This window comes from Methanolobus zinderi (assembly GCF_013388255.1).
Taxonomy (GTDB): Archaea; Halobacteriota; Methanosarcinia; order Methanosarcinales; family Methanosarcinaceae; genus Methanolobus; species Methanolobus zinderi.
Genome location: NZ_CP058215.1, coordinates 1567260 through 1590365, shown reverse-complemented (window position 1 = coordinate 1590365; position 23106 = coordinate 1567260). Strand labels below are relative to the sequence as shown.

28 protein-coding genes are annotated in these 23106 nt (G+C 43.5%); 6 read left to right on the top strand and 22 right to left on the bottom strand.

Annotated features, from left to right (window positions below):
- Positions 1 to 97: 97 nt before the first annotated feature.
- Positions 98 to 718 carry a DUF2119 domain-containing protein gene (locus HWN40_RS07815; RefSeq protein ID WP_176965210.1) on the bottom strand — a complete coding sequence of 207 codons (621 nt, stop codon included), beginning with the start codon at positions 716 to 718 and terminating at the stop codon, positions 98 to 100.
- Between the two features lie 16 nt (positions 719 to 734).
- Positions 735 to 1397, bottom strand: coding sequence for a S4 domain-containing protein (locus HWN40_RS07810; RefSeq protein WP_176965209.1), 663 nt, complete (start codon positions 1395 to 1397; stop codon positions 735 to 737).
- Positions 1398 to 1478: 81 nt separating this feature from the next.
- On the opposite strand from HWN40_RS07810, the gene HWN40_RS07805 reads away from it, so the two are divergent.
- Positions 1479 to 2156 carry an HAD family hydrolase gene (locus HWN40_RS07805; protein ID WP_176965208.1) on the top strand — a complete coding sequence of 226 codons (678 nt, stop codon included), beginning with the start codon at positions 1479 to 1481 and terminating at the stop codon, positions 2154 to 2156.
- Here the strand turns inward: HWN40_RS07805 and HWN40_RS07800 are convergent.
- The 9 genes from HWN40_RS07800 to HWN40_RS07760 all read right to left on the bottom strand — a co-directional run bounded on the left by HWN40_RS07800 (position 2138) and on the right by HWN40_RS07760 (position 8842).
- Positions 2138 to 3229: an NADH:flavin oxidoreductase gene (locus HWN40_RS07800; protein ID WP_176965207.1), complete on the bottom strand. Its 1092-nt coding sequence runs from the start codon at positions 3227 to 3229 to the stop codon at positions 2138 to 2140. The genes HWN40_RS07805 and HWN40_RS07800 overlap by 19 nt on opposite strands.
- A 49-nt stretch (positions 3230 to 3278) precedes the next feature.
- Positions 3279 to 3986, bottom strand: coding sequence for a cytochrome c biogenesis protein (locus HWN40_RS07795; RefSeq protein WP_176965206.1), 708 nt, complete (start codon positions 3984 to 3986; stop codon positions 3279 to 3281).
- A 67-nt stretch (positions 3987 to 4053) separates the two neighbouring features.
- Positions 4054 to 4728: a heme exporter protein CcmB gene (locus tag HWN40_RS07790; RefSeq protein WP_176965205.1), complete on the bottom strand. Its 675-nt coding sequence runs from the start codon at positions 4726 to 4728 to the stop codon at positions 4054 to 4056.
- Between the two features lie 14 nt (positions 4729 to 4742).
- A complete protein-coding gene (locus HWN40_RS07785; RefSeq protein ID WP_176965204.1) occupies positions 4743 to 5492 on the bottom strand; it encodes an ABC transporter ATP-binding protein in 750 nt (249 codons plus the stop codon).
- 98 nt (positions 5493 to 5590) lie between these two features.
- Positions 5591 to 6265, bottom strand: a complete 675-nt coding sequence (locus tag HWN40_RS07780) for a molybdopterin-dependent oxidoreductase (RefSeq protein ID WP_176965203.1) — start codon at positions 6263 to 6265, stop codon at positions 5591 to 5593.
- A gap of 25 nt (positions 6266 to 6290) precedes the next feature.
- A complete protein-coding gene (locus HWN40_RS07775; RefSeq protein ID WP_176965202.1) occupies positions 6291 to 6590 on the bottom strand; it encodes a helix-turn-helix domain-containing protein in 300 nt (99 codons plus the stop codon).
- 187 nt (positions 6591 to 6777) lie between these two features.
- On the bottom strand, positions 6778 to 7155 hold the full coding sequence (locus HWN40_RS07770; protein WP_176965201.1) for a hypothetical protein: 378 nt from the start codon (positions 7153 to 7155) through the stop codon (positions 6778 to 6780).
- A gap of 77 nt (positions 7156 to 7232) precedes the next feature.
- The gene (locus HWN40_RS07765; RefSeq protein ID WP_176965200.1) at positions 7233 to 8318 is read right to left on the bottom strand and encodes a metal-dependent hydrolase; all 1086 of its coding nucleotides are present in this window, start codon (positions 8316 to 8318) and stop codon (positions 7233 to 7235) included.
- Between the two features lie 95 nt (positions 8319 to 8413).
- Positions 8414 to 8842: a hypothetical protein gene (locus HWN40_RS07760; RefSeq protein WP_176965199.1), complete on the bottom strand. Its 429-nt coding sequence runs from the start codon at positions 8840 to 8842 to the stop codon at positions 8414 to 8416.
- 127 nt (positions 8843 to 8969) lie between these two features.
- Between HWN40_RS07760 and HWN40_RS07755 the strand changes: the two genes are divergently transcribed.
- A complete protein-coding gene (locus HWN40_RS07755) occupies positions 8970 to 9569 on the top strand; it encodes a class I SAM-dependent methyltransferase (RefSeq protein WP_176965198.1) in 600 nt (199 codons plus the stop codon).
- Positions 9570 to 9587: 18 nt separating this feature from the next.
- Here HWN40_RS07755 and HWN40_RS07750 read toward each other — a convergent pair whose 3' ends face one another.
- From HWN40_RS07750 to HWN40_RS07735, 4 genes are all read right to left on the bottom strand, one after another.
- Positions 9588 to 9881, bottom strand: a complete 294-nt coding sequence (locus tag HWN40_RS07750) for an ArsR/SmtB family transcription factor (protein ID WP_176965197.1) — start codon at positions 9879 to 9881, stop codon at positions 9588 to 9590.
- A 50-nt stretch (positions 9882 to 9931) separates the two neighbouring features.
- Positions 9932 to 10150, bottom strand: coding sequence for a hypothetical protein (locus HWN40_RS07745; RefSeq protein ID WP_176965196.1), 219 nt, complete (start codon positions 10148 to 10150; stop codon positions 9932 to 9934).
- 97 nt (positions 10151 to 10247) lie between these two features.
- Positions 10248 to 10736: a hypothetical protein gene (locus tag HWN40_RS07740; protein WP_176965195.1), complete on the bottom strand. Its 489-nt coding sequence runs from the start codon at positions 10734 to 10736 to the stop codon at positions 10248 to 10250.
- 141 nt (positions 10737 to 10877) lie between these two features.
- The gene (locus tag HWN40_RS07735) at positions 10878 to 11516 is read right to left on the bottom strand and encodes a hypothetical protein (RefSeq protein ID WP_176965194.1); all 639 of its coding nucleotides are present in this window, start codon (positions 11514 to 11516) and stop codon (positions 10878 to 10880) included.
- 272 nt (positions 11517 to 11788) lie between these two features.
- Here HWN40_RS07735 and HWN40_RS07730 point away from each other — a divergent pair, with 272 nt between their 5' ends.
- Positions 11789 to 16345, top strand: a complete 4557-nt coding sequence (locus HWN40_RS07730; protein WP_176965193.1) for a PKD domain-containing protein — start codon at positions 11789 to 11791, stop codon at positions 16343 to 16345.
- An 82-nt stretch (positions 16346 to 16427) separates the two neighbouring features.
- Here the strand turns inward: HWN40_RS07730 and chaB are convergent, their stop codons facing one another.
- The gene (chaB, locus tag HWN40_RS07725) at positions 16428 to 16658 is read right to left on the bottom strand and encodes a putative cation transport regulator ChaB (protein ID WP_176965192.1); all 231 of its coding nucleotides are present in this window, start codon (positions 16656 to 16658) and stop codon (positions 16428 to 16430) included.
- A 258-nt stretch (positions 16659 to 16916) separates the two neighbouring features.
- On the opposite strand from chaB, the gene HWN40_RS07720 reads away from it, so the two are divergent.
- From HWN40_RS07720 to HWN40_RS07710, 3 genes are all read left to right on the top strand, one after another.
- Entirely contained in the window at positions 16917 to 17417 is a 501-nt protein-coding gene (locus HWN40_RS07720) for a hypothetical protein (RefSeq protein ID WP_218165461.1), read from the top strand.
- Between the two features lie 115 nt (positions 17418 to 17532).
- A complete protein-coding gene (locus HWN40_RS07715) occupies positions 17533 to 17739 on the top strand; it encodes a hypothetical protein (protein ID WP_176966336.1) in 207 nt (68 codons plus the stop codon).
- Between the two features lie 124 nt (positions 17740 to 17863).
- Positions 17864 to 18178 carry a hypothetical protein gene (locus HWN40_RS07710; RefSeq protein ID WP_176965190.1) on the top strand — a complete coding sequence of 105 codons (315 nt, stop codon included), beginning with the start codon at positions 17864 to 17866 and terminating at the stop codon, positions 18176 to 18178.
- A 25-nt stretch (positions 18179 to 18203) separates the two neighbouring features.
- Here the strand turns inward: HWN40_RS07710 and HWN40_RS07705 are convergent, their stop codons facing one another.
- The 6 genes from HWN40_RS07705 to hcp all read right to left on the bottom strand — a co-directional run bounded on the left by HWN40_RS07705 (position 18204) and on the right by hcp (position 22905).
- Complete coding sequence (locus tag HWN40_RS07705) at positions 18204 to 18611, bottom strand: molybdopterin dinucleotide binding domain-containing protein (RefSeq protein WP_176965189.1); 408 nt, start codon at positions 18609 to 18611, stop codon at positions 18204 to 18206.
- Positions 18611 to 19858, bottom strand: coding sequence for a formylmethanofuran dehydrogenase subunit B (locus tag HWN40_RS07700; RefSeq protein ID WP_176965188.1), 1248 nt, complete (start codon positions 19856 to 19858; stop codon positions 18611 to 18613). Before HWN40_RS07700 ends, HWN40_RS07705 begins: the two co-directional genes overlap by 1 nt.
- A gap of 27 nt (positions 19859 to 19885) precedes the next feature.
- Positions 19886 to 20347, bottom strand: coding sequence for a (Fe-S)-binding protein (locus HWN40_RS07695; RefSeq protein ID WP_176965187.1), 462 nt, complete (start codon positions 20345 to 20347; stop codon positions 19886 to 19888).
- A gap of 27 nt (positions 20348 to 20374) precedes the next feature.
- Positions 20375 to 20653, bottom strand: a complete 279-nt coding sequence (locus HWN40_RS07690; protein WP_176965186.1) for a ferredoxin-thioredoxin reductase catalytic domain-containing protein — start codon at positions 20651 to 20653, stop codon at positions 20375 to 20377.
- A 164-nt stretch (positions 20654 to 20817) separates the two neighbouring features.
- Positions 20818 to 21156 carry a cupin domain-containing protein gene (locus HWN40_RS07685; RefSeq protein WP_176965185.1) on the bottom strand — a complete coding sequence of 113 codons (339 nt, stop codon included), beginning with the start codon at positions 21154 to 21156 and terminating at the stop codon, positions 20818 to 20820.
- 63 nt (positions 21157 to 21219) lie between these two features.
- Positions 21220 to 22905, bottom strand: coding sequence for a hydroxylamine reductase (gene hcp, locus HWN40_RS07680; protein WP_176965184.1), 1686 nt, complete (start codon positions 22903 to 22905; stop codon positions 21220 to 21222).
- Positions 22906 to 23106 lie beyond the last annotated feature (201 nt).

Here is a 23106-nt window from a genome sequence, read left to right as displayed (position 1 = left end):
TTGCAATGCTTGCATACTATTCCCTGTTCAGCTATCATGGTGTGATCTGAAGTTCTGCCATGAGGCTCTTTTCTTTTCCTCCAACCTTTTCTAAAGTCTATTTCCTGATCTCTTCATAATATTTAAGCTCATCAGCAGACAGGCCGTAAAAATTCCTGTAATCTTCGATAGCTTTTCTTGCCTGTTTCGGATATCTTCTGAGCATACACTCAATGAACTCGTCCCTTGATGTGAACTCCTTCATCCTGTTTATTATCCTGGCGGCATACTGTTTTGAAAGGGCGTTCTCTTTCTGTATCTCGAATGTCAGGCAGAGTGCTTCCTGCGGGAAATAGTTCCTGCGAATTGAGGGTGCCACAGATCCAAGCAGTACATCATGGTCCAGGCGGCTGAAGGCAGGCACACCCACACGCTGGAGCCTGTCGGGTTCTGTGAGTTTTTCCAGATTTTCGGCAGAATAGGAATGCAGTTCTATGTAAACATCGGGCTGGAGTTCCTCAACAGCATCGATTATAACCTGCCCGATTTCAGTAAAATAATTTGCATCCAGTGTAGAGATATAGTTCCCCTTATTCACAAGTGGGATGGTCACAAGTGTTCCCTTTTCTGGTGCTTCTATGTTCTCCAGGATATCCGTTGTGTCCTTCCACTCGTTCCCGTGTAACCCTGCCACAAACAGGCGGACCGGTTTTCCATCACCAAGTATATTGTATGACATCAAATCCTCCGGAAAGTCACTCTTCTGTCTTCTCGCCTACTATGTAGATCTCCTTTTGTTCAGGCTCTATTACATCCTGTATCCTAACACCACAGTCCTCTATGCGTGCAAGGATAGGTTTTCGGTTCTTCCGGTTCTCAATCTTGATGACCAGTAAGAACTTTCCACCGGTCTTTACTAAAGGCAGCATTCTTTCCAGTGCCTTGACAGAATCAAGGGGCTCAAGTGTCATATCAATAAGCAGCACATCAACTTTCTCAGGAGATATCTCCTCAAGTGGTGAACTGAAAGCATCTGCAAATATCACGGATACGTTATTTTTTTCATAGGCTATCTTCCCCAGCTCCGATCTGAAATCCTTGCTGAATTCCACACCCCTGACACTCGCAGCTATCTCGGATGCGAAAAGAAGAAAGCCTCCCGCACTGGAACCAATATCGAGCACGCTGTCGTTTTCACCAATCAGTCCGGATGCTTCCTGAATCTTTCTGAGCTTGAAATAGCCCTTTGGCATGTCGAGTCCTTCTTCCACTTCTATCTCATCTTCGGCACTGATATCCTTTGAGGGTTTTTTCATCACGTTACCGCCTACTCTGACATTACCGTCACGTATGGCATTCTTTGCCCTTGCCCTGGACTTGAAGTAGCCCATTTCCACAAGATATGCATCCAGTCTCATGTTTTCTTTCTACGGGACTTTAGTATTTATAGTATGACCATGTAGACAGATGCGATATCAGCAGTAGTGTGAGGGAAATATGTGCTAAAAGCTATAATATTCGATATGGACGGTGTGCTCGTGGATTCAATGTCATATCATGCACAAGCCGTACAGAACATATTCGATCAGATCGGCGTGAAGATGGATAAGCAGGATATCTTCGAAAGAGAGGGTGAGAGGACAGTGGATATAGTCACCTACCTGATCGAGAAGGAAACCGGCGATGCCTCTGGTTATGATATCCATGATATTGTTGATAGATACATCCGGGAATTCAACAGGATAGTGGAACTGAAGGTTTTCGACGGACTCAGAGAATGCCTGCTATCAATGAACAATGATTTTCGCATGTGTGTTGTATCAGGCTCCGACAGGCCGATTGTTCACGATATAATTGCCAGGGAGTTTCCCGATATCTTCGAGATCCTTGTTAGCGCAGATGATGTTGAGCGCGGAAAACCTCATCCTGAGCCATACCTTACGGCGGTGGAAAAGCTCGGTATTGCAAAGGATGAATGCCTTGTAGTTGAAAATGCACCCATGGGTGTGGAATCTGCCAAAAAGGCAGGTCTCTGCTGTATAGCAGTACCTACCTATCTTGATTCTGAAAAGCTTTCAAAGGCAGACCTTGTCCTGCAGGATCACAGGGAACTGGTAGACTACCTTCTCAAGCTCGGACCTTCTTCAGCAGCCTGTCCTTATTCGCCGAAGTCATAATTGCATTTTATGCCGCTGCTATCGGAACAGAGGTTGCAGGAGACACACTTTACAACATCGATCTCCCCTTTCCTTATTTTGAGCACAAGATCGGGTTCGACTATGAAGGGCCTTGAAAGGGAGACCATGTCTGCATATCCTTCATCAAGCAGCATTTCCATGACCTTCTTTGACCTGATACCTCCCACAAGGATTACAGGCACGTCCACCACTTCTTTTATCTGCTTTGAGTAATGCTTGTAGTAGGCTTCCTTCTCTTCCGAGTCGATATTGGTTCTAAAGAGTTCGTCACCTGCTTCGGAGATGCCACCACTGACCTCAATTGCACATATGCCGTTGTCTGCCAGTATCTTTGCTATCTCTATGGACTCGGGAGCATCAAGTGTATTCTTCTTTGAGCCGGAAAAACCATCTGTCATGTTCAACTTGACCATTATGGGATAATCATCCCCCACCATCTCACGTGCACGCTTGATAATATCAACTATGACCTGGGTTCGCTTCTCTGTGCTTCCTCCCCACCTGTCCTTCCTGCGGTTGGTGTAGGGAGATATGAAGTTGCTTAACAGAAAGCCATGTGCACAGTGAAGCTGGACCGCATCGAATCCTGCTTCCTTTCCCCTTCTGACGGCATTGGCAAAATCCTCTATCGTTTCCTGGACTTCCTTCTCGCTCATCTCCTCGGGTGTCATCCCCAGTGTTTTCTCGGTGACCGCCGATGGTGCGAGAGAGTAGGGAATCTCCGGGGTTATCAGTGTCTGGCGTCCACCGTGGACTACCTGCAAGACTATTTTACTATCATATTTGTGAACCCTGGACACTATCTTTTTGTAATCTTCCACAAAGCTGTCATCATAGATGCCCTGCTGGCGGTGATCACTTTTTCCCATGGGATTCACATAGGCATAGCCTGTGATTATGATCCCTGTCTCGTTCCTAGCGAGCTCCTCATACATGTCCCCAATTCTGTCAGTCGGTGTACCGTCGGGTTCAGCCATCCATTCATGGGTAGCCGAGCGTACAAAACGATTCGGTACCTCCATTCCACACATTGATATCGATTCGAATAACATGAAGGAATATTGAGTCCGCTGGCTTATATTTTTTTTGAAGCCGGCACCCTTACTGTGAACTATGGATGTCCTCTATGTCTTCTTTCATCTCCTCATTGCGGATCTTGTACACCAGCAGGGCTGCAAAGAGAAGAATAAATGCTATCAGGTTTACAATAAGTGTGAGCTGCAGGCTGCTTCCCTCCAGTCCTCCTCCGGTGCTTCCGTATGCAGATCCTCCGAACATAAGGGGATGTGCCGAGCGCCAGAGCCTGACCGAGAAAAAGCTCAAAGGTACCGAGACAAAACCGATGATGCCAAACACCGAAGCAAGTCGTGCCCTCTTTTCAGGCTCCTCCACAGCCTGGCGCAGCATCAGGTATGCCAGGTACACAAGCAGAAGTACGAGGGATGTGGTCAGTCTGGGTTCCCATATCCAGTACCAGCCCCAGGTGGCTTTTGCCCAGATGGAACCCGTAATAAGCACAAGTGAAGCAAAAACAATGCCCACCTCGGCAGCCGAGAGAGCAACTATATCCCACTTCCTGCTGCTCTGTTTAAGCTGGAAAATGCTTGCAATAAAAACGACTAAGAAAGCCAGATAGGATGTGAAAGCTATTGGCAGGTGGAAATAGAATATCCTGAAACTGCTTTCAAGAACTTCACCGGAACCGCTTCTCATCTCCGGCAGGTAGAAGAATATCATCCAGACAGCAAGCAGCATCACCACTCCGGCAGCAGCGGCAATCAATCTTTCCATTTTCCTGTCCAAGAACATTTTGTCTCCTGTGGCATTACTGATGCTTTTTATTTAAACGCTTTTGGTACTTACTGACTTTTCAGTTTCAATCCTGAATCGTGTATTCGAACACCAGATGACCCACTGCAAAGAATATCAGGTCATACACAAGCAGCAGCCTGAGCTCTGAGGAGATATCGCCTATGCTCCCGCCCGTGAGTATCTTTCCGGTTGCCATCACTGCAGGGATTATCACAGGTATCACAAGTGGAAGCAGCAATATGGGGAGCATGATCTCCCTTGTGCGTGTGTTCACAGTAAGGGCTGAGAGCAGGGTTCCCACGGTTATAAAGCCGAATGTCCCTGCAATTACTACCAAAGCAAGGCCGGCTATATTCTGAATGTTATAATTGAACAGCACGATAAAAACAGGAATTGTCAGTATCTCCACAGCAAACATTATAATTGCGCTTGATATTGTTTTCCCTGTATAGATCGCACCCCTGTCCACAGGGCAGAGTTTGAGGCCTTCAAGGCAACCATTTTCCATCTCCGCTGCAAAGGAGCGTGCAAGTCCGAGTGTTCCTGCAAAGATAAAAGCAATCCAGAGCACTCCTGGAGCAAGCCTGTCCACTATCTCCTGCTGACCCAACAGGTCTCCGAAGGAAATGCTGAAGATAACTATGACCAGCACAGAAAAGATGACCATGGAGTTAAGCATCTGTTTTGTCCTGAATTCGGCCTTCAGGTCCTTTGCTGCAATATGGAGACTTCTTAACATGTCTTACTCCGTTTTTATTGAAGGTTTGTAATGCCTTCCACATCAGTATCGGTGCAGACCAGTGAAGAGTAATTCTTCTTGAACTCATCAATACTCTCTATTTGCTCTGTGGTGCTGTCGTATACTATCTCTCCGCTGTCCATTATCATAAGCCGGTCACATAACTGTACTGCTCTTTCGATGTTATGGGATACCATTACTTTTGTCACATTGTCCTTATCCAGCATCCTCAGCACATTCTCAAAAGCCTCTGCTGATCTCTGGTCAAGTCCGGTATACGGCTCGTCCATAAAGAGTATCACAGGTCTGTGGACCAGTGCTCTTGCAATGGAAAGACGCTGTTTCATTCCGCGGGAAAAAGAACCTACCCGATCATCAGCTCTTTTTTGCAGGTCAACCTGTTCCAGAAGTTCGTTGATACGTTCTTCTAGCAGGTCCTTTTCCATCCCATACATCTTACTGAAGAACCGCAGATTCTCCCTTGCCGTGAGTTCATCGTACAGGTAGCTTTCATGCGATATCACGCCTATCAGTTCTCTGGCTCCGGATGGATTTTTTTTAATATCGATGCCATTTATGATCACATCCCCTTGCGTGGGAGTGATTATGGTCGATAGTATTTTCAGAAGAGTTGTCTTTCCCGCACCGTTGGGGCCGAATATCGCCAGAGATACGCCTTTTTTGAGTTCCAGGTCTATATTCCTGAGTACCTTATGTTTTCCGAAACTCTTGCTGATTCCACGAGCCGATATGATCGTATCCATCGGCTAGATATTCACGGTCAGTATAAATTAACGTTTTGTTAGATCAGGTAAAATAATAGAGAATCATTACATGAATAATTCCACGATAGGTTTTGAGCTTATCCGAAAGCAGGTCCGCCAACATCGGCATTATTGTTGTAACCTACCTTTTCCCAGTACCCTTCGTATGGTTCATCGGTTACTTCTATGCCTGTGACCCATTTAGCCCATTTGTATCCGTACTTGTCTTCGGCAACAACCTGTATGGGGAATCCTCTCTCAGGTGGCAGGGTTACATTATTGAGTTCATATGCCAGCATAATGTCATTGTCTGCCAGGTAGTCGAGTTCAAGTGATGTGGAATAACCGTCTTCACAGTAGAATATGACGTTAGTGGCGTTTTCCTGTACCTGTGCCTCTTCAAAGATAGTGTTCAGTGTCACACCTGTCCATATGGCATCAAAACCCCAGCCTTCCACACAGTCCAGCCTTACAAATCTGGTATCAGAAGGATAGGCTGTCAACTGGTCATAACTGATGTTCATGGGATTGTCCACCATACCGTATACCCGCAGTTTATATGTGTCAGGATCGATCTGCTGAGTTCCTCTGATCGCATTATTGCGCTGCTCGGAGATAGGTGTCAGTTCCCGTCCCTCATATTCGGTAACTTCCGCCGAGGTATTGTAAGTCTGCTGAGTGTCACTTTCATCTATACAGCCGGAAAACAGAATAAAGCCCGAAATGATGAAAGATATTATTAGTAAGCCGATTGGTATACTTTTAACGGTCATAGGCATGACCACACTTTTATGAATGTCAGTTTATGTTAGAAAGAAGTTCAAGCCCCTTCTCGGTCAGGAAATATTTTCCGTTCACAAGGTTCAGGAGATCACCGTTCATCAGGTATTCAGTATGGTATTTGAATAACTTGTCGTCGATATCAGTATCCTGCTGGATCTCATCCTTTGTCGATCCGAAAGCACCTATTTTTTTGATAAGCTGTCTGCGGACGGGATGTGAGGCTGCTTTATGCATGAACTCATGCTCCATTTTAACGCGCTCACGCTCGGATGGCTTTGCCATTATCATGTGGTCCAGATCGTCTTCTTCCAGCATGTTCCCACTACTCTCTATAATAATAGTGTGAATGCATTCTTATATAGCTTGTCCTGAAAGCAGGAAACAAAATTAAAAAAAAATTGAAATAAAATATAAATGTTGGCATTCATGAAAGCAAACATATGATTGTTTGGTTTAGGAGTGTACATTTATCTGAGGGGAGTCTTGGATGCCAACATTTATATTAGTGTGATAAAGCCACCGTGGGGTCGCTCGCATGGACATTGTTCTCGTATTTTATGCCCGTAAGCTCCGGTCTGCGTGTTCCCTGACCCTGATCGGCGGGAAGGTAGACCAGTTTCCCCTCTGAGTATCTCATCGGGGATCCGATGGCGTTATAATAATCATTTTTCAAACTCTGCAGTGCAGCAACCACAGTCTCATAGTCGTATCTTGAGCTGCCAAGGTTGGCAGATGATACACCCACAAGAGTGTCATTTACATGAAGTGCCAGATGCAGATGCCATGTGTCTTTATTGACGAACTCATGGACTTTTACATCCATAACCAGGCCGATTATATTTTCCCTCAAAACATATATCTCCTTGTTTGCTTCTAACATCCAGATTACATGAACACATATATAAACCGTCTGTGTAATTTTTCTTAAAGATGTTCATGTTTGTTCATACTATGTAGTCAAAAGAAGAATGCCATGTACATTGAATAAAATGGTATCCAGAACCAGTTGTCAGGAGCCTCCTGCCGGTACACTGTTTCTCTTTCTACATAGGCGGTGTAATCTTTAGTATCCCTGTCGAACTCGAAGATATACTCTGTCCGGAAATAGGTCCAGAAGATGGCAAACGGATTTCTGGCATCCCGCAGGGTGACAGTTACTGTTTCTTCGTTATTGGTGATGCTGTAAACCGTATAATCTATCTCCTGAAAAGGGGCGGAATCATAGAGTCGGGTTGCAAGTACCATGTATTCCAGATTTTCATCCGCACCATCCTCTGATATAATGGGCGTGAACATGCTCCTCTCCACTCCGTTCCAGTAATTAATTTCCATTACCTTGTAGTGTGTCTCGTTATAAGGATAAGCAGAAAGGAAACTTCCAAAGTAAGTTGGGTAGGAATTCTGGTAGCTTATATCATAACCTTCGATTTCCGAAACACGGTCCACAAGTAAAGCCTTCGATGCAGGGGTAATGACACACCATATTATCAATATCGCGAGAAGTATGCGGTCTGTTCTTAATCGTCTGTAGTGGCTTGAATCAAGACTGATTCCCGGTACACTTCCAATGACCTTCCTTTTTTTGAGCTCTTCTGCTACCAGGAAGTATATGGGTATCAGGGAGACTATCATAACGATGGGATCAAATGAATCGAAGGCACCCATGATGCTTGATTCATCTGAAAAAGGGAAAAGCGGTCTCATTTTCCAGGTAGTTGCATAATCCAGATAGAAATGGCTGAAAATTGCAGCAAACCCTGCAGCAGTAAACCTTTTGTCCTTGCTGTAGATCCATAATAGTGCAGTGATCATGAGAATGAACATGGGAGAGTGAAAAAATTCCCTGTGGCCAAAAACATAATACAGATTTACATAGGTCTGGTGACTGAAGCTTCCTCCAATAAATGTTAACAGGGCATCAGAAAAAAAGTCAAGGTCAGGCATTATTGCCAGAAAGGCTACGATTTTTCTTTGCCTGCCGTTCAGTCCCGCAACTGTAGCTATAAGGAGCCCGATGCCTAAATGGGATAGGGTATTGACCATCCACTCACCAATTAACTTTAGGCATGTTTGCTATTATAGTTTTTCAGTTAGCTGAAATCCACGCCAGATTTAACTATGTTCTGATACATTTTCTGTCAATATTTACCAAGGGAGCGTGCAATGATCCTGTGGAAACCATGTATGCTCATGGATTTCCCGAGATACATCATCGGACATCTTCCTGTTATTATATCCAGTTCGGGATCATAGGTCAGGTGCTCCACATCACATGTATCGGTTTTCCAGTGAACCCAGAAATCGGTTATGCCTTTTGCTGCAAGTTCCTCTATGATCCTGGCGGGCTCGGTTGTAGTTATTCCTATGATCACGTTTTCGACTTTGTCGGGTAAATCTGAGATACTGGTAAGTGAACCAGATGCAGGCTTTTCCGAGAGGTCCACCACATATATGTTCTTATCTCTTTTTCGGAGCTCGTCAATGGCCCATTTAAGTGCCGGTTTTGTGCCATCGGTGATAACCGCAAAGTTATCCCTTTTCCAGAATTCTTCCTGTTTTGTTGCCATGCTTTAACATCTTCCCTTAAACCTTAAACAAATGACTTTCCTGATGGTTTAAGTTATTTTTCAGGGATTTTATTTGCAAAAAATAAGCGCGACTGGTTTTTAAGTCAGGGTTTACATAGAATAATGCATGTCGATCATCTCAAAGTATAACCGCTTTTCCTATGTCTATGATATGATGGAGATTCCCGCGGAACATCTGCGCTACGCAGAATGGAGGCAGGAATTCCTTTCGGGATTGTCCGGGAAGGTGCTTGAGATCGGCGTGGGAACCGGGAAGAACCTGCAATACTATCCTGATGATTGTGAGGTAATTGCAATAGATATCAGTGAGAAAATGCTGTCACATGCAAAGAAACGACTCGAAGGCAGGCACAATATCTCTCTTTTCATTATGGATGCAGAGAATCTGGCTTTTAAGGACGATAGCTTCGATCATGTGATAACGACTTTCGTGCTTTGCTCGATACCGGACCCGGTCAGATCACTGGAAGAGATGCGACGTGTATGCAAACCAGATGGCGAAGTGATGAATATTGAGCATATGAGAAGTGAGAACAGGCTGATATCACTTGTCGAGGATACCTTCAATCCTGTTACAAGAGGTCTTACAGGAGTTAATATTAACCGCAGGACAGTTGAAAATGTAAAAAAGGCCGGGCTTCATGTTACTGAAGTAAAAAATCTTGCATTGGGTGATGTGTTCAGGCTTATAAGGTCAAAGCCATAGAAAAGTGTGATAAAAAAATCATTCAAAGATCTTGCACAGGTCATCCATTCCGATGGCTACGTCGAATTCCTTCAGTTTGAAGAACTTTTTAGCCCTGTTGTCATCTTCTTCGAGTCTCAGATCACTTTCTACAAATCCTGCTTTCTCAAGACGTTTTAAGTGCAACTGTACAACCTGGCGGGAGAGTTTCAGATCCTTGGAAAGTTCATAGATGTATCTCTCCCGCTCGGAAAGTAGATACAATAGCTTTAGTCTTACAGGGTGTGAAATGGCTTCTCCAACCGTTATAATTTCCTGTAGTGTCATTGTCATCGGGAATCATGTACCTGTTTTTGAAATATCCTGTATTGGGATCGGAAGGATCAGATCTCATCAAGTTTTTCCTTTATATCCTCAACCATCTTCTTAATATCTTCGACATCCTTTTCCAGTCTGGCCAGTCGTTCGTTGTTTCCGGAACTTACAAAATCAGATCTGTTTATTAGAAAGAATGCCAACCCGACAATTACAAGAATAACAAGTATATTCAAAAGCAGTCCCCAAATAGAAAATCCATACATGCCGGTGCCGGTGCCCATCATCTCAATTACCTCTGTGAATCATTTTTTAAAAGTATATGGAGGCACTTTATATTAGTATCTTCGCTCCTCCTCTAAAAACATGTTAAGGGGATACAGTTTAGTATCTGTATCCACCACCATAGCATCCGCCACCATATCCGCCGCCACGGAAATTACGGCTATTCTGATTGTACTGCTGCTGGTAAGTTGTATTCTCTGTAAAATCCTCTATAACATCACCAGTGTAGATGTCAATGCGTCCCTGTTTAACTACATCATCCTCTGTGTAGTAAAAGATCCACCATCTGCCCATCTGGTAGACATTGTCTTCCAGAATGTCCTGGCCGGTCTCTTCCTCGGCGATTGTTATTGCTTCTTCAACTGTTGTAACTTCCGGCTCTACACTTGTATATGTGGCATCATCAGTAGCATATGATCCGAAATACGGACAGCCTGCGAATCCGCCTCTCATATTGTTAGCCCACCTATACATTGGTCCGAAGAATCCATCCTCTTCGGCATCTCCGGCATCTGCACTTACTATGCCTGCTCCCGCAACAACTGCAATAAGCATTCCTGCAAGGAGTATTGCTGTTACTCTTTTCACTTTTACACCTCTTTGTCTGCAGGAATTATATATACCTGCATATGTAGTCTTAACACTACATATGTATGGATCACTTCTATTTAAGTATTCTCTAGTACTGTTATTTTTGGTGATTTTCAGCAGTACCTGAAATGCAAAATTTCAGCGTCTTCTTTCAATAAACCAGCCGACAAACGGTGGGATCCAGCAGAGGTTGGCAACTATTGTTTCAAAAGCTGTAAAGGTCTGAGTTGTCGGACTAAATCCGATGATACGGGCAAACAGAAGTCCTGCCGGGACTACAAGTATGACTGCCAGACTTGCAAGCATGACAGGGTGGTGAATGTATCGTTCAAATCCCCTGTTCCAGCCACCTTCTTTACGTTTCAGGTAAAGCATTCCCGAGATATTAGCTCCTATCTGGTCGCTGAGGGCGTAAAAATATGGTATGTAAAATCCTTCAACCCCGTAAACATTCACTCCCGCAAGGCGGCTGCCAAGATCGATTACCCAGGGAACGGCCAGCCCGAACAGTTTTCCCCATCCATAGGCTTCAGCCATGCTACCTGTAGCATTACTCAACAGCTGGCGGATTGAGTAAACTCCTTCAAGTATACTCTCTCCTTCTCCTGCAAAAGTACGTACCAGCCACTGACCAATAGGACTGCGCTGGTATCCGAGACTATCCAGCGAAATTCCAAGAACCAAGCCTATGATATATCCAGGAATGGTGTACTTGATAAGTTCCGAGAAATTCTCAGTTTCGAGAACTTCTTCTTCAGATTCTGCCTCTTCTGACATTAACTGATGTTATACTCTTCTCTGTAAAATAGTTTAATTATAACTCTTTTCAATTATTTTGCTGCTCTGTTGGAATAAATTGAATCCGAGGTTTTGAATCACACAATATTAATGTATAATTCTTTTATGTGTATCATCTATTTTTTAAGCTTAAAACTTAAGTTGCTTTTGGAAGAATTACTATCAGTATACTCCTTAAATATTATACCTTCTTTTTATATAATATTAAAATATACATTCGCTCATATTCAATAAAAAACAGGGACACAAAAATGAATCAAAAAACAATTTTATCGATATTGTTAGCAGTTATTGCTTTTTCAATAATGCTTTCAGGAACAGCTTTTGCAGCAACTCCTACAGCAGACTTTGCAGCAAACACAACATCTGGTACTTTTCCGTTGATAGTTGATTTCACGGATTTGTCAACTAACAGTCCTACAAGCTGGACATGGTATTTTGGTGATGAAAACCTGTCAGCATCATCCTGGAATGAAATAAATTCAAGCGCATGGCTTGAAAGATTTGGTCACACCAGTGTTGTCCTACCAGATGGAATTATAATAGTAATGGGTGGCTATGGGGGTGGTACTCGGCTGAGTGATGTGTGGAGATCAACTGATAATGGTACAACCTGGAATCTGATGAATACAAGTGCATGGCCTGCAAGATCTTACCATAGTAGTGTTGCTCTATCTGATGGTAGTATCTTAGTAATGGGCGGTAAAGATGTTGATGGTACCAACCTTAATGATGTCTGGAAATCTGTGGATAATGGTGCAACGTGGACTCAATTAACTACTTCTGGTACAATGTGGAGTGCAAGGAACAAGCATAGTAGCGTTGTTCTCTCAGATGACACTATTTTACTTATGGGTGGCTATGATTTAAATTTTAAAAATGATATTTATAAGTCAACCGATGGTGGAACAACCTGGTCAAAAATAACTGATTCTGCCATATGGAGTACAAGAGAATGCCAGCAAACAGTTGTACTTCCTGATGACAGCATTGTTCTTATGGGTGGAAACAGGGGTTCCCTTCTTAATGATGTTTATCGGTCAATTGACAAAGGTGTGACATGGGAGCAGGTTAGCTCAAGTGCCGAATGGTCAGCAAGACAATATCATAGCAGTGTTGCTCTTCCTGATGGCACGATCGTGCTTATGGCTGGTAATGATGGTTCTTACCTTAATGATGTTTGGACATCAACGGATAACGGTACTACATGGGAAGAAGTTAGCTCAAGTGCAGAGTGGTCTGCAAGACAGTATCCTAGCAGTGTCCTTCTTTCTGATGGTACAATTGTACTTATGGGCGGTAACAATGCGAGCCGTTTAAATGATGTCTGGAGCCTTTCAACTGCAGGTTCTACTGAGCAGAACCCTGTGCATACCTATAATGAAGCAGGTACTTACAATGTTACCTTAAAGGTATCCAACTCAGACGGATCTAACATTACCACATTTGCTGATTTGATTTCTGTAACTATTGGAGCACCTGTGGCTGATTTTACATCCAACGTAACGTCTGGTGAAGCACCATTTTCAGTAGACTTTACCGATCTGTCACTTAACGGTCCTACCGGATGGGCATGGTACTTTGGAGAGGATAATCTCTCTGATTCTTCTTGGACCGAAGTAAACTCAAATGCCAACTGGACTGGAAGATCCGGACATAGCATTGTTACTCTTCCTGATGGCAGTATATTACTCACTGGTGGTGCTACAGCCCTCAGCACCTCTAAAAATGACACCTGGCGGTCTACAGATAATGGAGTAACATGGACCCTAATTAATTCAAGTTCAGGTTGGTCCGAAAGAAGATGGCATGACAGCGTTGCTCTTTCCGATGGAAGTATCGTACTTTTTGGTGGTTATGATTCCAATACCAATTTTTTAAATGACACCTGGCGCTCGACTGATAATGGTTTAACATGGACTGAAATGAATTCAAGTTCAGGTTGGCTTACAAGGAAGCAACCTTCCAGTGTTGTCCTCTCTGATGATAGCATCTTACTCATGGGCGGATATACTTTTACCGATGGCACTTCTTTTAACGATACTTGGATTTCCGAAGATTTCGGTGCAACATGGACCGAAGTAAACTCAAATGCCAACTGGTCAGCAAGATCAGAACATACTAGTGTTGCACTGCCTGATGACAGTATAGTACTCATGGGTGGAATCGATTCCAATAACAATTTTTTAAATGACACCTGGCGCTCTGAGGATAAAGGTATAACATGGACCGAATTAAATTCAAGTTCTGGCTGGTCAGGAAGATTCTATCACTCAAGTGTTGCTCTTCCTGATAGTAGTATAGTACTCATGGGTGGCAAGGATTCAAATGGTTATTTTAATGACACCTGGCACTCAAATGATAAAGGTGCAACCTGGACTGAGATCAATTCCACGGGCGACTGGATTGGTAGACGATATCTCAATACCATTGCTCTTAACGACGGGAGCATCATGTTCATGGGTGGCGATGATGGTGGATCCAATTATTTCAACGATGTCTGGAAATTGACAACCGCTTCTTCTACAGAACAAAACCCCACACATGCCTATGACGGAATCGGTACTTACCAGGTAACTCTGCAAGCATATAATTCAAAAGGATACAACAGCATTATACAGAACATTGAGGTAGCCAAAACTCCAGTCGCTAATTTCACTGCAAATGTAACTTCTGGTATAACTCCACTCTCAGTTAATTTCACTGATTTATCAACCAACGAACCAACTTCGTGGGAATGGGATTTCGGAAACGGTGATATTTCAACCGAACAAAACCCGGTATACACTTATTCAGAAGCAGGTACTTACACTGTTAATCTGACTGCCACTAATGCCGGAGGGAACAATACAACTACTATATCTGATTACATTATAGTAACAGACATTCCTGTTTCAAACTTTACTGCAAATGTAACCTCTGGATCAGTTCCATTGACAGTCAACTTCACAGATATTTCTGAAAATGATCCTACATCATGGGAATGGGATTTCGGTGATGGAAATAATGCAACTGGTCAAAATCAGATATACACTTATACAACTGCAGGAACCTATAATGTCAGCTTAAATGCAAGCAATATTGCTGGAAGCAACACAAAAACTTTAATTGGCTACATTACAGTAGCAGTTGAGCCGGTTTCAAATTTTACTGCAAATGTAACCTCCGGAACAAATCCACTTTCGGTCGCTTTCACAGATCAGTCTGAGAATGAACCAACTTCATGGGAATGGAACTTCGGAGATGGAAGTACATCTACTGAACAGAATCCTATCCATACATATGCAGCTGCAGGTACTTACAACGTTAGCTTGAACGCAAGTAACGTAGGTGGAAGCAACAATAAAACTGTAAACACTTACATTACAGTAGCCGACACTCCGGTTGCTAACTTCACGTCCAATGTAACATCCGGAGCAAACCCACTTTCGGTAGCTTTCACGGATCTATCTGAGAATGTGCCAACTTCATGGGAGTGGAACTTCGGAGATGGAAGTACTTCCACCGAGCAGAATCCAATCCATACTTATTCAGAAGTAGGTACATACAATGTCAGTCTGAACGCAAGCAACATAGGCGGAAGCAACAATAAAACTATAAATAGCTACATCACTGTAGCTAACATTCCAGTACCTGACTTCACATCGAATGTTACTTCCGGAGCACTCCCGCTTACCGTAAGCTTTAGTGATCAGTCCACAAACGGGCCTACTGAATGGGAGTGGAATTTCGGAGATGGAAACACTTCAACTGAGCAGAATCCTACACATACCTATTCAACGGTAGGAGCATACAATGTTAGTTTGAATGCAAGTAACGTTGGTGGAAACAATAACATCTCAGTAACAGATTATATAACTGTAGCTGTTGCTCCTGTTGCCAACTTTACAACCGATATCACTTCAGGCACAACTCCACTTACAGTGACCTTCACTGATCTGTCAACAAACGGACCTACTACATGGGAATGGGATTTCGGTGACGGAACTACAGCAACTAGTCAGAATCCTACACATACCTATTCAGCTGCAGGTACTTACACTGTCAGTCTAAACGCAAGCAATGTAGGTGGCAGTAATGTCACAACTATGACCGGCTACATCATCGTGAATGCACCTGTAGAAGATTCTGGCAGCTCAAGTGATTCCAGCAGTCGCAGGTCTATTCCTGTCAGCCAGCCATCTGAGATCGTTGCATCTACCCACAGCTCAATGCAGCATATTCTTGGTGGTTCCAGTATCGAGTATGACCTATCTCAGACAGAAAGCCCTGTTGTCTCTATAAAATTTGATGCAAAGGACAATGAAGGTCTTGTTGTTGCCAGCGTGCAGGTCCTCTCAGATTCTCCTGACAACACTCCTTCTCCAGTTGGAGATTCATATCAACTCTTGAGCATTGATGTTGGAAAGCAGGGAACCATCTCCAGCCAGAACGCTGAAAATATCCTGATCAATTTCAGGGTAAGCAGAGAATGGATTCAGGAGAATAATCTTGACCCTGCAACGATCCGCATGGCAAGATATCATGAAGGAGAATGGGAAAAGCTGCCAACCGACAGAGTTAATGAAGATGATGAGTTCCTCTACTTTGTTGCAGAAACACAGGGATTCTCTATCTTCAGTGTCATTGGTGATGAAGTAAAAGCAACTACTGAAGAAGAAAAGTCTGCAATAGCAGAATTTCCAGAAGATGAACCTGTAGAGTCCATGCCTGCAGAAGAGAAGAGTACTCCTGGGTTTGATACTGTGATGAGCCTTGTCTTTGTTACTGTTGCATTCTTTGTCAGTAGGAAGATCAGACAGAACTAAATTTTGAAAAGGACAGGTTTCTGTCCTTTCTTTTTTACAGGTAATTCTTTTGTAAGATTCCTTCAGGGTCAATTCCACTATTTCAGTCTTTTTTCACCCAGTTTCCGTCAGAGTCCTTCTCATATTCATTCTTCACAGCACTCCAGGCAACCCTGTGCGCTGTCTCTTCCCTTGATGCATCTCCTCTTCTGTCCGATGGGTCTTTGTACTCATCCCATGCGCTGTTGAAAGCTTTCCTGTAGATATCCTGGGCGTGTTTCGGAAGATTTCCCTTCACACTATCCGGTAATTCTGAATTCTTATCATATGGCATTAAATTCCCCAATCTAATATTTGAATAGGATTTTAAAAGTGTTTTGAAACTTAATATGCAGCCATTTTTACAAGATCTGGATTTTATTTTTTTTAAATCTGACAGAATCGGTAAATTATATCAGCACTAAATTATTTGTTCGATGTATTATACTATATTAACTATCTGTACTAATTATCTGTAAAAGGTTTGAATGGAATGCAATATAGTTTTTATTTGAAAATTTTAGTTTTTTTGCTTTTTATACCTGTATCCTTAATGGCAATTAGTACATTACAGGAAAATGCTTATGAACCTGTTATCCGGGAAGTGCCCATGAGCAATATTGAAAAAAGTACTTCCGGGATAATTGACGTCTGGCCTTTTGATACGGTTATCATTACTCTGGATCCCGATAGTTTCAACGAATCTGTTTCTAAAGGTGGGATAATTTTAAAGCTGCCTGATAATCAACTAAAGCTGGAACTTGTAGAACAGGTGATAGATGAGGATCAACGGAAGATAAAAATCATCAATGATTCCGGGATTTTTATCCTTAGAGGGCCGGAATTCCATGTATATCGGGGAAAGGTAAGCGGTATGGAAAACAGCAGTGTACATCTAACGATTCATAAGAACCTTCTGCTCGGGACAATTGATATTGACGGAAATCCCTATCATATTGTCCCTACAATGAAATCACGAGATGGAAAAACAGTACTGGCTATTTACAGGCAGGATGCCGTAATTGTGCACGAAAATGTTAACGCGTACCTTTAAGTACATTCCGTATCAGGCTGAAGAGTGGATAATTATTATGAATGCGAGCGTTTTAATGGCATTACATTTATAGATATAATTATTGCCTCAAAGGGGGTCTAGTATGAGCGTAAACATGAATCAAAAGAAGACGTATGGTGTCCCTGCAATATTTTCATTTTTCATTCCCGGACTGGGTCAGCTTGTAAAGGGCCAGGTGCTCAAGGCCATCGGCATATGGATCGCGCTGGTTATATGCTGGTTTTTGCAGTTTATACTGATCGGCTATCTACTTGGATTCATTGTCTGGGTCTGGCAGATATATGATGCCTATAACGATTGATTATTTTTTGTCCTTTTTTCTTATTACATTGTTTGAACGTTGGCCATAAAATGTAAATACTTTAGCCATATTTAAAAATTAATCTAAAAGATCCAGGATATATAGTTGAGGGTTACGGCAAACAATGAGCAAAAAAACAATAGAAGCTTACGCATTAACAGACTCAAACATCGTCAATAAGGCTACATTTTTTCTGGGAATACCGATTATCATTGTGTTCGGCTGGCTCAATAACAAATACATGAGTATCTTTTCAGTTGACCACAATGACCACAGGCTGGTAATTGTCTATTCCGGGATCTGTCCTGTAGTAAGAAAAGACAGTTTACGTATCAAAGGCTCGATGACAAACGGAGAAAAACTGGGCATTCTGGGAAAGATAATGCAGGCACACAGAATTGAAAACCTTGATACGGGAGATGTGTATGAAAAAAGATAGGGCAAGCCGGCGTATCACGAAAATATCAGATTATTTCCTTGATCCCGGTAACTTTCTCTTCCTTTGAGCCGGATGCGACTACCTCGAAATCCTTGAATGCAGGTACTCCTGTGCCACCGGCGTCCTCTGGCACAAGCGCGTTGGACCAGGGGCTGTTAACCATGTAACCGATTCCAGGGTGTGGCTGCTCGTAGCCGGACTTTTGTGCTTTGACAACAACTTTGCCGGAACTGTTCTTGAGGATGACCGTTTCACCTTCTTTTATCGAGAGTTTTGTGATATCTTTTTGATCAAGAAGTATTACTGCGGATAGTTTCTCATATTCTTCTCCAAAAAGCGACTCTACCTTTGCAGCATCCTGGAATGCATCCCTGTAGGTCACAATTCTCAATTTTACTTCAGGAGATGAAAGGAATTGTCCGAATCCTGCCATTATAGTCCCTCCAGTATCTTTGTCATTACATCCTCATCCGACAGGCGGTCGGATTCAACTATTTGCTTGAGTTCCACTTCCACTCCGTCCATACGAACGGCAGTGCCACCGGATTCAACACCTACAAGCCCGCAGGGGATCGTAACGTCGGCTTTGGTAGAGGTCAGGGTCTGGCACGGATCAATGACTATGAGCGGTATGTCCTCAAGATGCCTGACAATTGAGCGCGGAAGGCTTGAATACGGATCTGCACCTATGACAAGTGCGGCATCGATATCTTTTTTCCGCAGGGCTTCCACGACAGAGTATTCGGGACCATGCTTTATTTCTTCGCCTTCAAATTTTACCCTGTTGATGTAACCTGTTTCCCCGAAGAGGTTCTTGTTAAATCCTACCATATTATAGTGTCCTGACATCGGGATTACATGGAAATTTGAAACCGAGTTGAGCTTCTCCATCAGCCTGTATAGAGGCTCATTGTCTTCGAGTGAGTAGACCATTCCAAGTCCCGCAAATATGACTCCGAATTTTGCTTTCTTCATGATACTTGCAAGCTCAAGCAGGCGTTTTTTATCAAAATCATAGGATGTCTTTGGTACCTTGCCCGAAAGCGCACTTACCAGGGCATCCATGAACTCGGCATCACCTTTAACAGGAATCTGGTAAAGCCCGTTTTTACCGCATATCTCCGCGGTGTCGGATTTTCTAACATCGATAGCTATCACGGTACGGTCCTCTTCCCATCCTCTCTGGCGCTCCTTTCCTCGCGGGAAATAGGAATAGCGTGACATGTGTCTTGGATGAGCACTTGCAGGGTCTGATCCCCAGAAGATTATTACGTCAGCCTTATGTCTTACATCATCCAGGGTACAGGTCTTCAGTTTATCTTCCATAATGGCTTCGATAAGAGGGCCCTGGCAGAATGATGATGTATCGTCAAGATAGCCATTTGTCCTTCTGGCCAGCTCTATGGCCTTGAACTGTGCTGCACTGCTTGAATTCGCATGTCCGAAGATCAATGGATGCTCTGCTTTTTTCAGGATGTTTGAAGCTTCCTTTATTGCAGACTCTACATCGGCTGTTTCACCATTGATCGTGGCTTCCATGGGGTGGCTGCACCCTTTCATGAATGCGACTCCCTTTCTGCAGGCAGCATGGACTGCTGTTAGTTTTTCATCTTCGACCTTTACACTTATATCATCGCACAGGAGTGCACATCCCGTGCATACATAATAATCATCGCTCAATTCCATTCCCCCGTAGAACTATGTCCTTTATACAAACTCTATGGCCTTTGTAGGACAGGTGTCTATACAGGCAACACAGAGTATTTTGTTCTCGCCAAAGCGTCTGCATTCCTGCACATTCATCGCCTTGACCACACCGTCCTCGACCTTTAGAATTACCTTATCAGATGTGGGAGCTTTACCGCTTCCGGCACCGGCAGGATCGGCAGCTACGTTCACGGGACAGGCGACCACACAGTTGCCACAACCTATGCATTTGTCCTCATGAACTATAAGCCCGGTTTCAGTAACATCTCCCACCGGAGTTATCATTTCCGAGAGTTTCTGGTAGTTCTCCTTATATTTGTCCTCGTTTACGAGTGGCTTACAGTCCTCCACCTTGAACTTGCGGGCAAGAAGGTCAACGGCAAATGCCATACATGTGGATTTCCCACACTCTTTGCAGTTGGTTTTCGGTAGAAGCTGGTATATTTCCATTACAGTTGCCATTTTGAGAACCTCTTACAGGTATATCTCTCATGCCTTAAAGAACAGAGAACAGTGGCAATTGCCCTCATTTTCGATCTCGTCCTCGTGATATACACAGGGGCAGATTATCTTGCGGTCTTCCTTGATATCGCCGGTCCTCAGTCTGCACGGACAGTATTGTTTCCCATGCTCATGCTTATTTCTGGAAAGCCCTTCAATGACCATGTGAAGCATCTCTTCATCCGGGTTTAAGATAAAACCCTTCTTCTTTGCGTATTTTGATGCCCATTCGTGTGTCTTTTCCATAATTGGTGCAAGTTCGGTCATAGATAATCTCCGATAAATCAGATTAGAAGTATGAAAGATATATTCCTGATATCCTTATTTATGAATTTCCCACAGGCGATAACATATGGTAACGTTTTATCAGTAAACAGAAGCCGACGTATAATCAAAAATAGAAAATAGAAGGTAGAATGTCTAATCTAGGCTTATAATAACCTGGTCTTCTCCGTCTGACGTGGCACCTTCACCACCAGGAAACGGAAGACAGAATCACTTTCGTTCATCAGCCGGTGGGGAATTCGTGCAAGACTGTCCACAAGCATATCCTTTGTGATTTTTTCCTGTTCGTCTCCTATTTCCACGATGCCTTCGCCTTCAAGTACATAGAAGAATGCGTCAACTGGAGTCGAATGTTTCTTTAACTTCTCTCCCGGCTTTAGTTCTATATGCATTACCTGTGCATGTTCCGTATCATAGAGTTTATTCACGGCGACCCCGTGAGGGTTATCCTTCTTCTCTGCATCTTTGTAATTTGTTATCTTCATATTTTCCACTTCCCTGAATATCATTATGTAAATATTAGCTTAGGAATGTTTTCCTGAAATAGTTTAAAGAAGGACCTTGAGGTCTTCTTCAACTGTTGCATTTGGCCTGATGTTGAACTGCTCGACCAGTACATTGAGTACGTTCGGTGAAACAAATGCCGGAAGCTTCGGGCCAAGCGTGATGTTCTTAACACCAAGGCTCAGCAGTGCGAGCAGTACAAGTACTGCTTTTTGTTCGTACCAGGCAATGTTATATGATACCGGCAGGTCATTAATATCTTCAAGTCCGAAGGCTTCGGCAAGCTTCTGTGCTATGACAACCAGCGAGTAGGAGTCATTACACTGACCTGCATCTATAACCCTCGGAATTCCGCCGATGTCTCCAAGGTCAAGCTTGTTATACCTGTACTTTGCACAGCCTGCAGTGAGGATTACGGTGTCTTCAGGAAGTGCTTCTGCGAAGTCGGTGTAGTAATCTCTTTCCTTGTGCCTTCCGTCACATCCTGCCATGACAATGAACTTCTTTATCTGTCCGGCTTTAACTGCCTCAATGATCTTATCAGCTACTGAAAGTGCGGAAACATGTGCAAACCCTCCCATGATAGTGCCTTCCTCTAGCTGCTCGGGTGGCTTGCATGCCTTTGCCTGCTCAATGATGGCTGAAAAATCCTTGGCTCCGTTCTCGTCTGGATTTATGTGTGTGACTCCATCGAATCCGACGATACTTGTTGTGTAGATCCTGTTGAGGTAGCTTTCCTTCGGTGGAACCAGACAGTTTGTGGTCATGAGTATCGGACCGTTGAACTTCTCGAACTCTTCCTTTTGTTTCCACCATGATCCGCCATAGTTGCCAACAAAGTTATCGTATTTCTTGAAGGCAGGATAGGAATTTGCAGGCAGCATCTCCCCGTGTGTGTAGACATCGACGCCTGTGCCCTGTGTCTGCTCCAAGAGCCGTTCCATGTCACGCAGGTCGTGTCCGCTTATGAGAATGGCAGGATTTTCACGAACTCCGATATTGACGGCCGTAGGTTCAGGGTTGCCGTAGGTGGTGGTATTTGCCTTATCGAGGAGTGCAAGCGTAGCAACACCCTTTGAACCACATTCCATAACCATTGGGACAAGTTCGTCAACTCCCATCTCGTCATCCATTGTAGCCAGGAGGGCATTTTCCATGAAAGCCATGATATCGTCGTCCCTGTAACCAAGCACACTTGCATGATGGGCATAAGCAGCTATACCTTTCAGACCGTAGGTCAGCAATTCCCTGAGAGAGCGAATATCCTCATTCTCGGTGGCAAGGATGCCTGTGTTTATGTTAGCCAGGCTTTCGGGTGTGACCTTTGCCATAAGCGGAAGCTCCTGACCTGCATTCGGGCTTGCTCCGAGAAGTTTCTCTTTGATCCACCTGGGGAATGAAGAGCCGGACTTTTCATCAATTACCTTTGCAGCGAGCAGTTTCTGTTTTATGCCGTCTTTTATCTCAAAGCCTTCACTGATAAGTCTTTCAAAATCCGTCTTACTGAAATTGGTATTTGTGACCGTAGCAAACATTCCATCAAGCATGAACTTGTCTGTCCTTGCGTCATTCAGGCCATTTGCCCTTGCCTTTGAGTTATAGAATGCAATGCTTTTCAGCAGATACATGAGATCATCCTGAAGGTCTGCAACATCGCCTTTCTTTCCACAAACGCCATTCTTTGTACATCCGGTTCCGTTAAGAGTTTCTTCACATTGGTAGCAGAACATATTTTTCACCATTTACTAATTGATATCTTTTGGATACCAGTATATTGGTGATACTGTGTTATAAGTAAGACAGTTTCCGATCGGATACTCCAGAAAGAGAGGATTATAGATTATTTAATTAAAAATAGGTGCATCAATCAGGTGTTTACCTTTTTTAACAAATGCAGGTTATCAGGCTATTGCCCTGTTTTAAAAATTAGC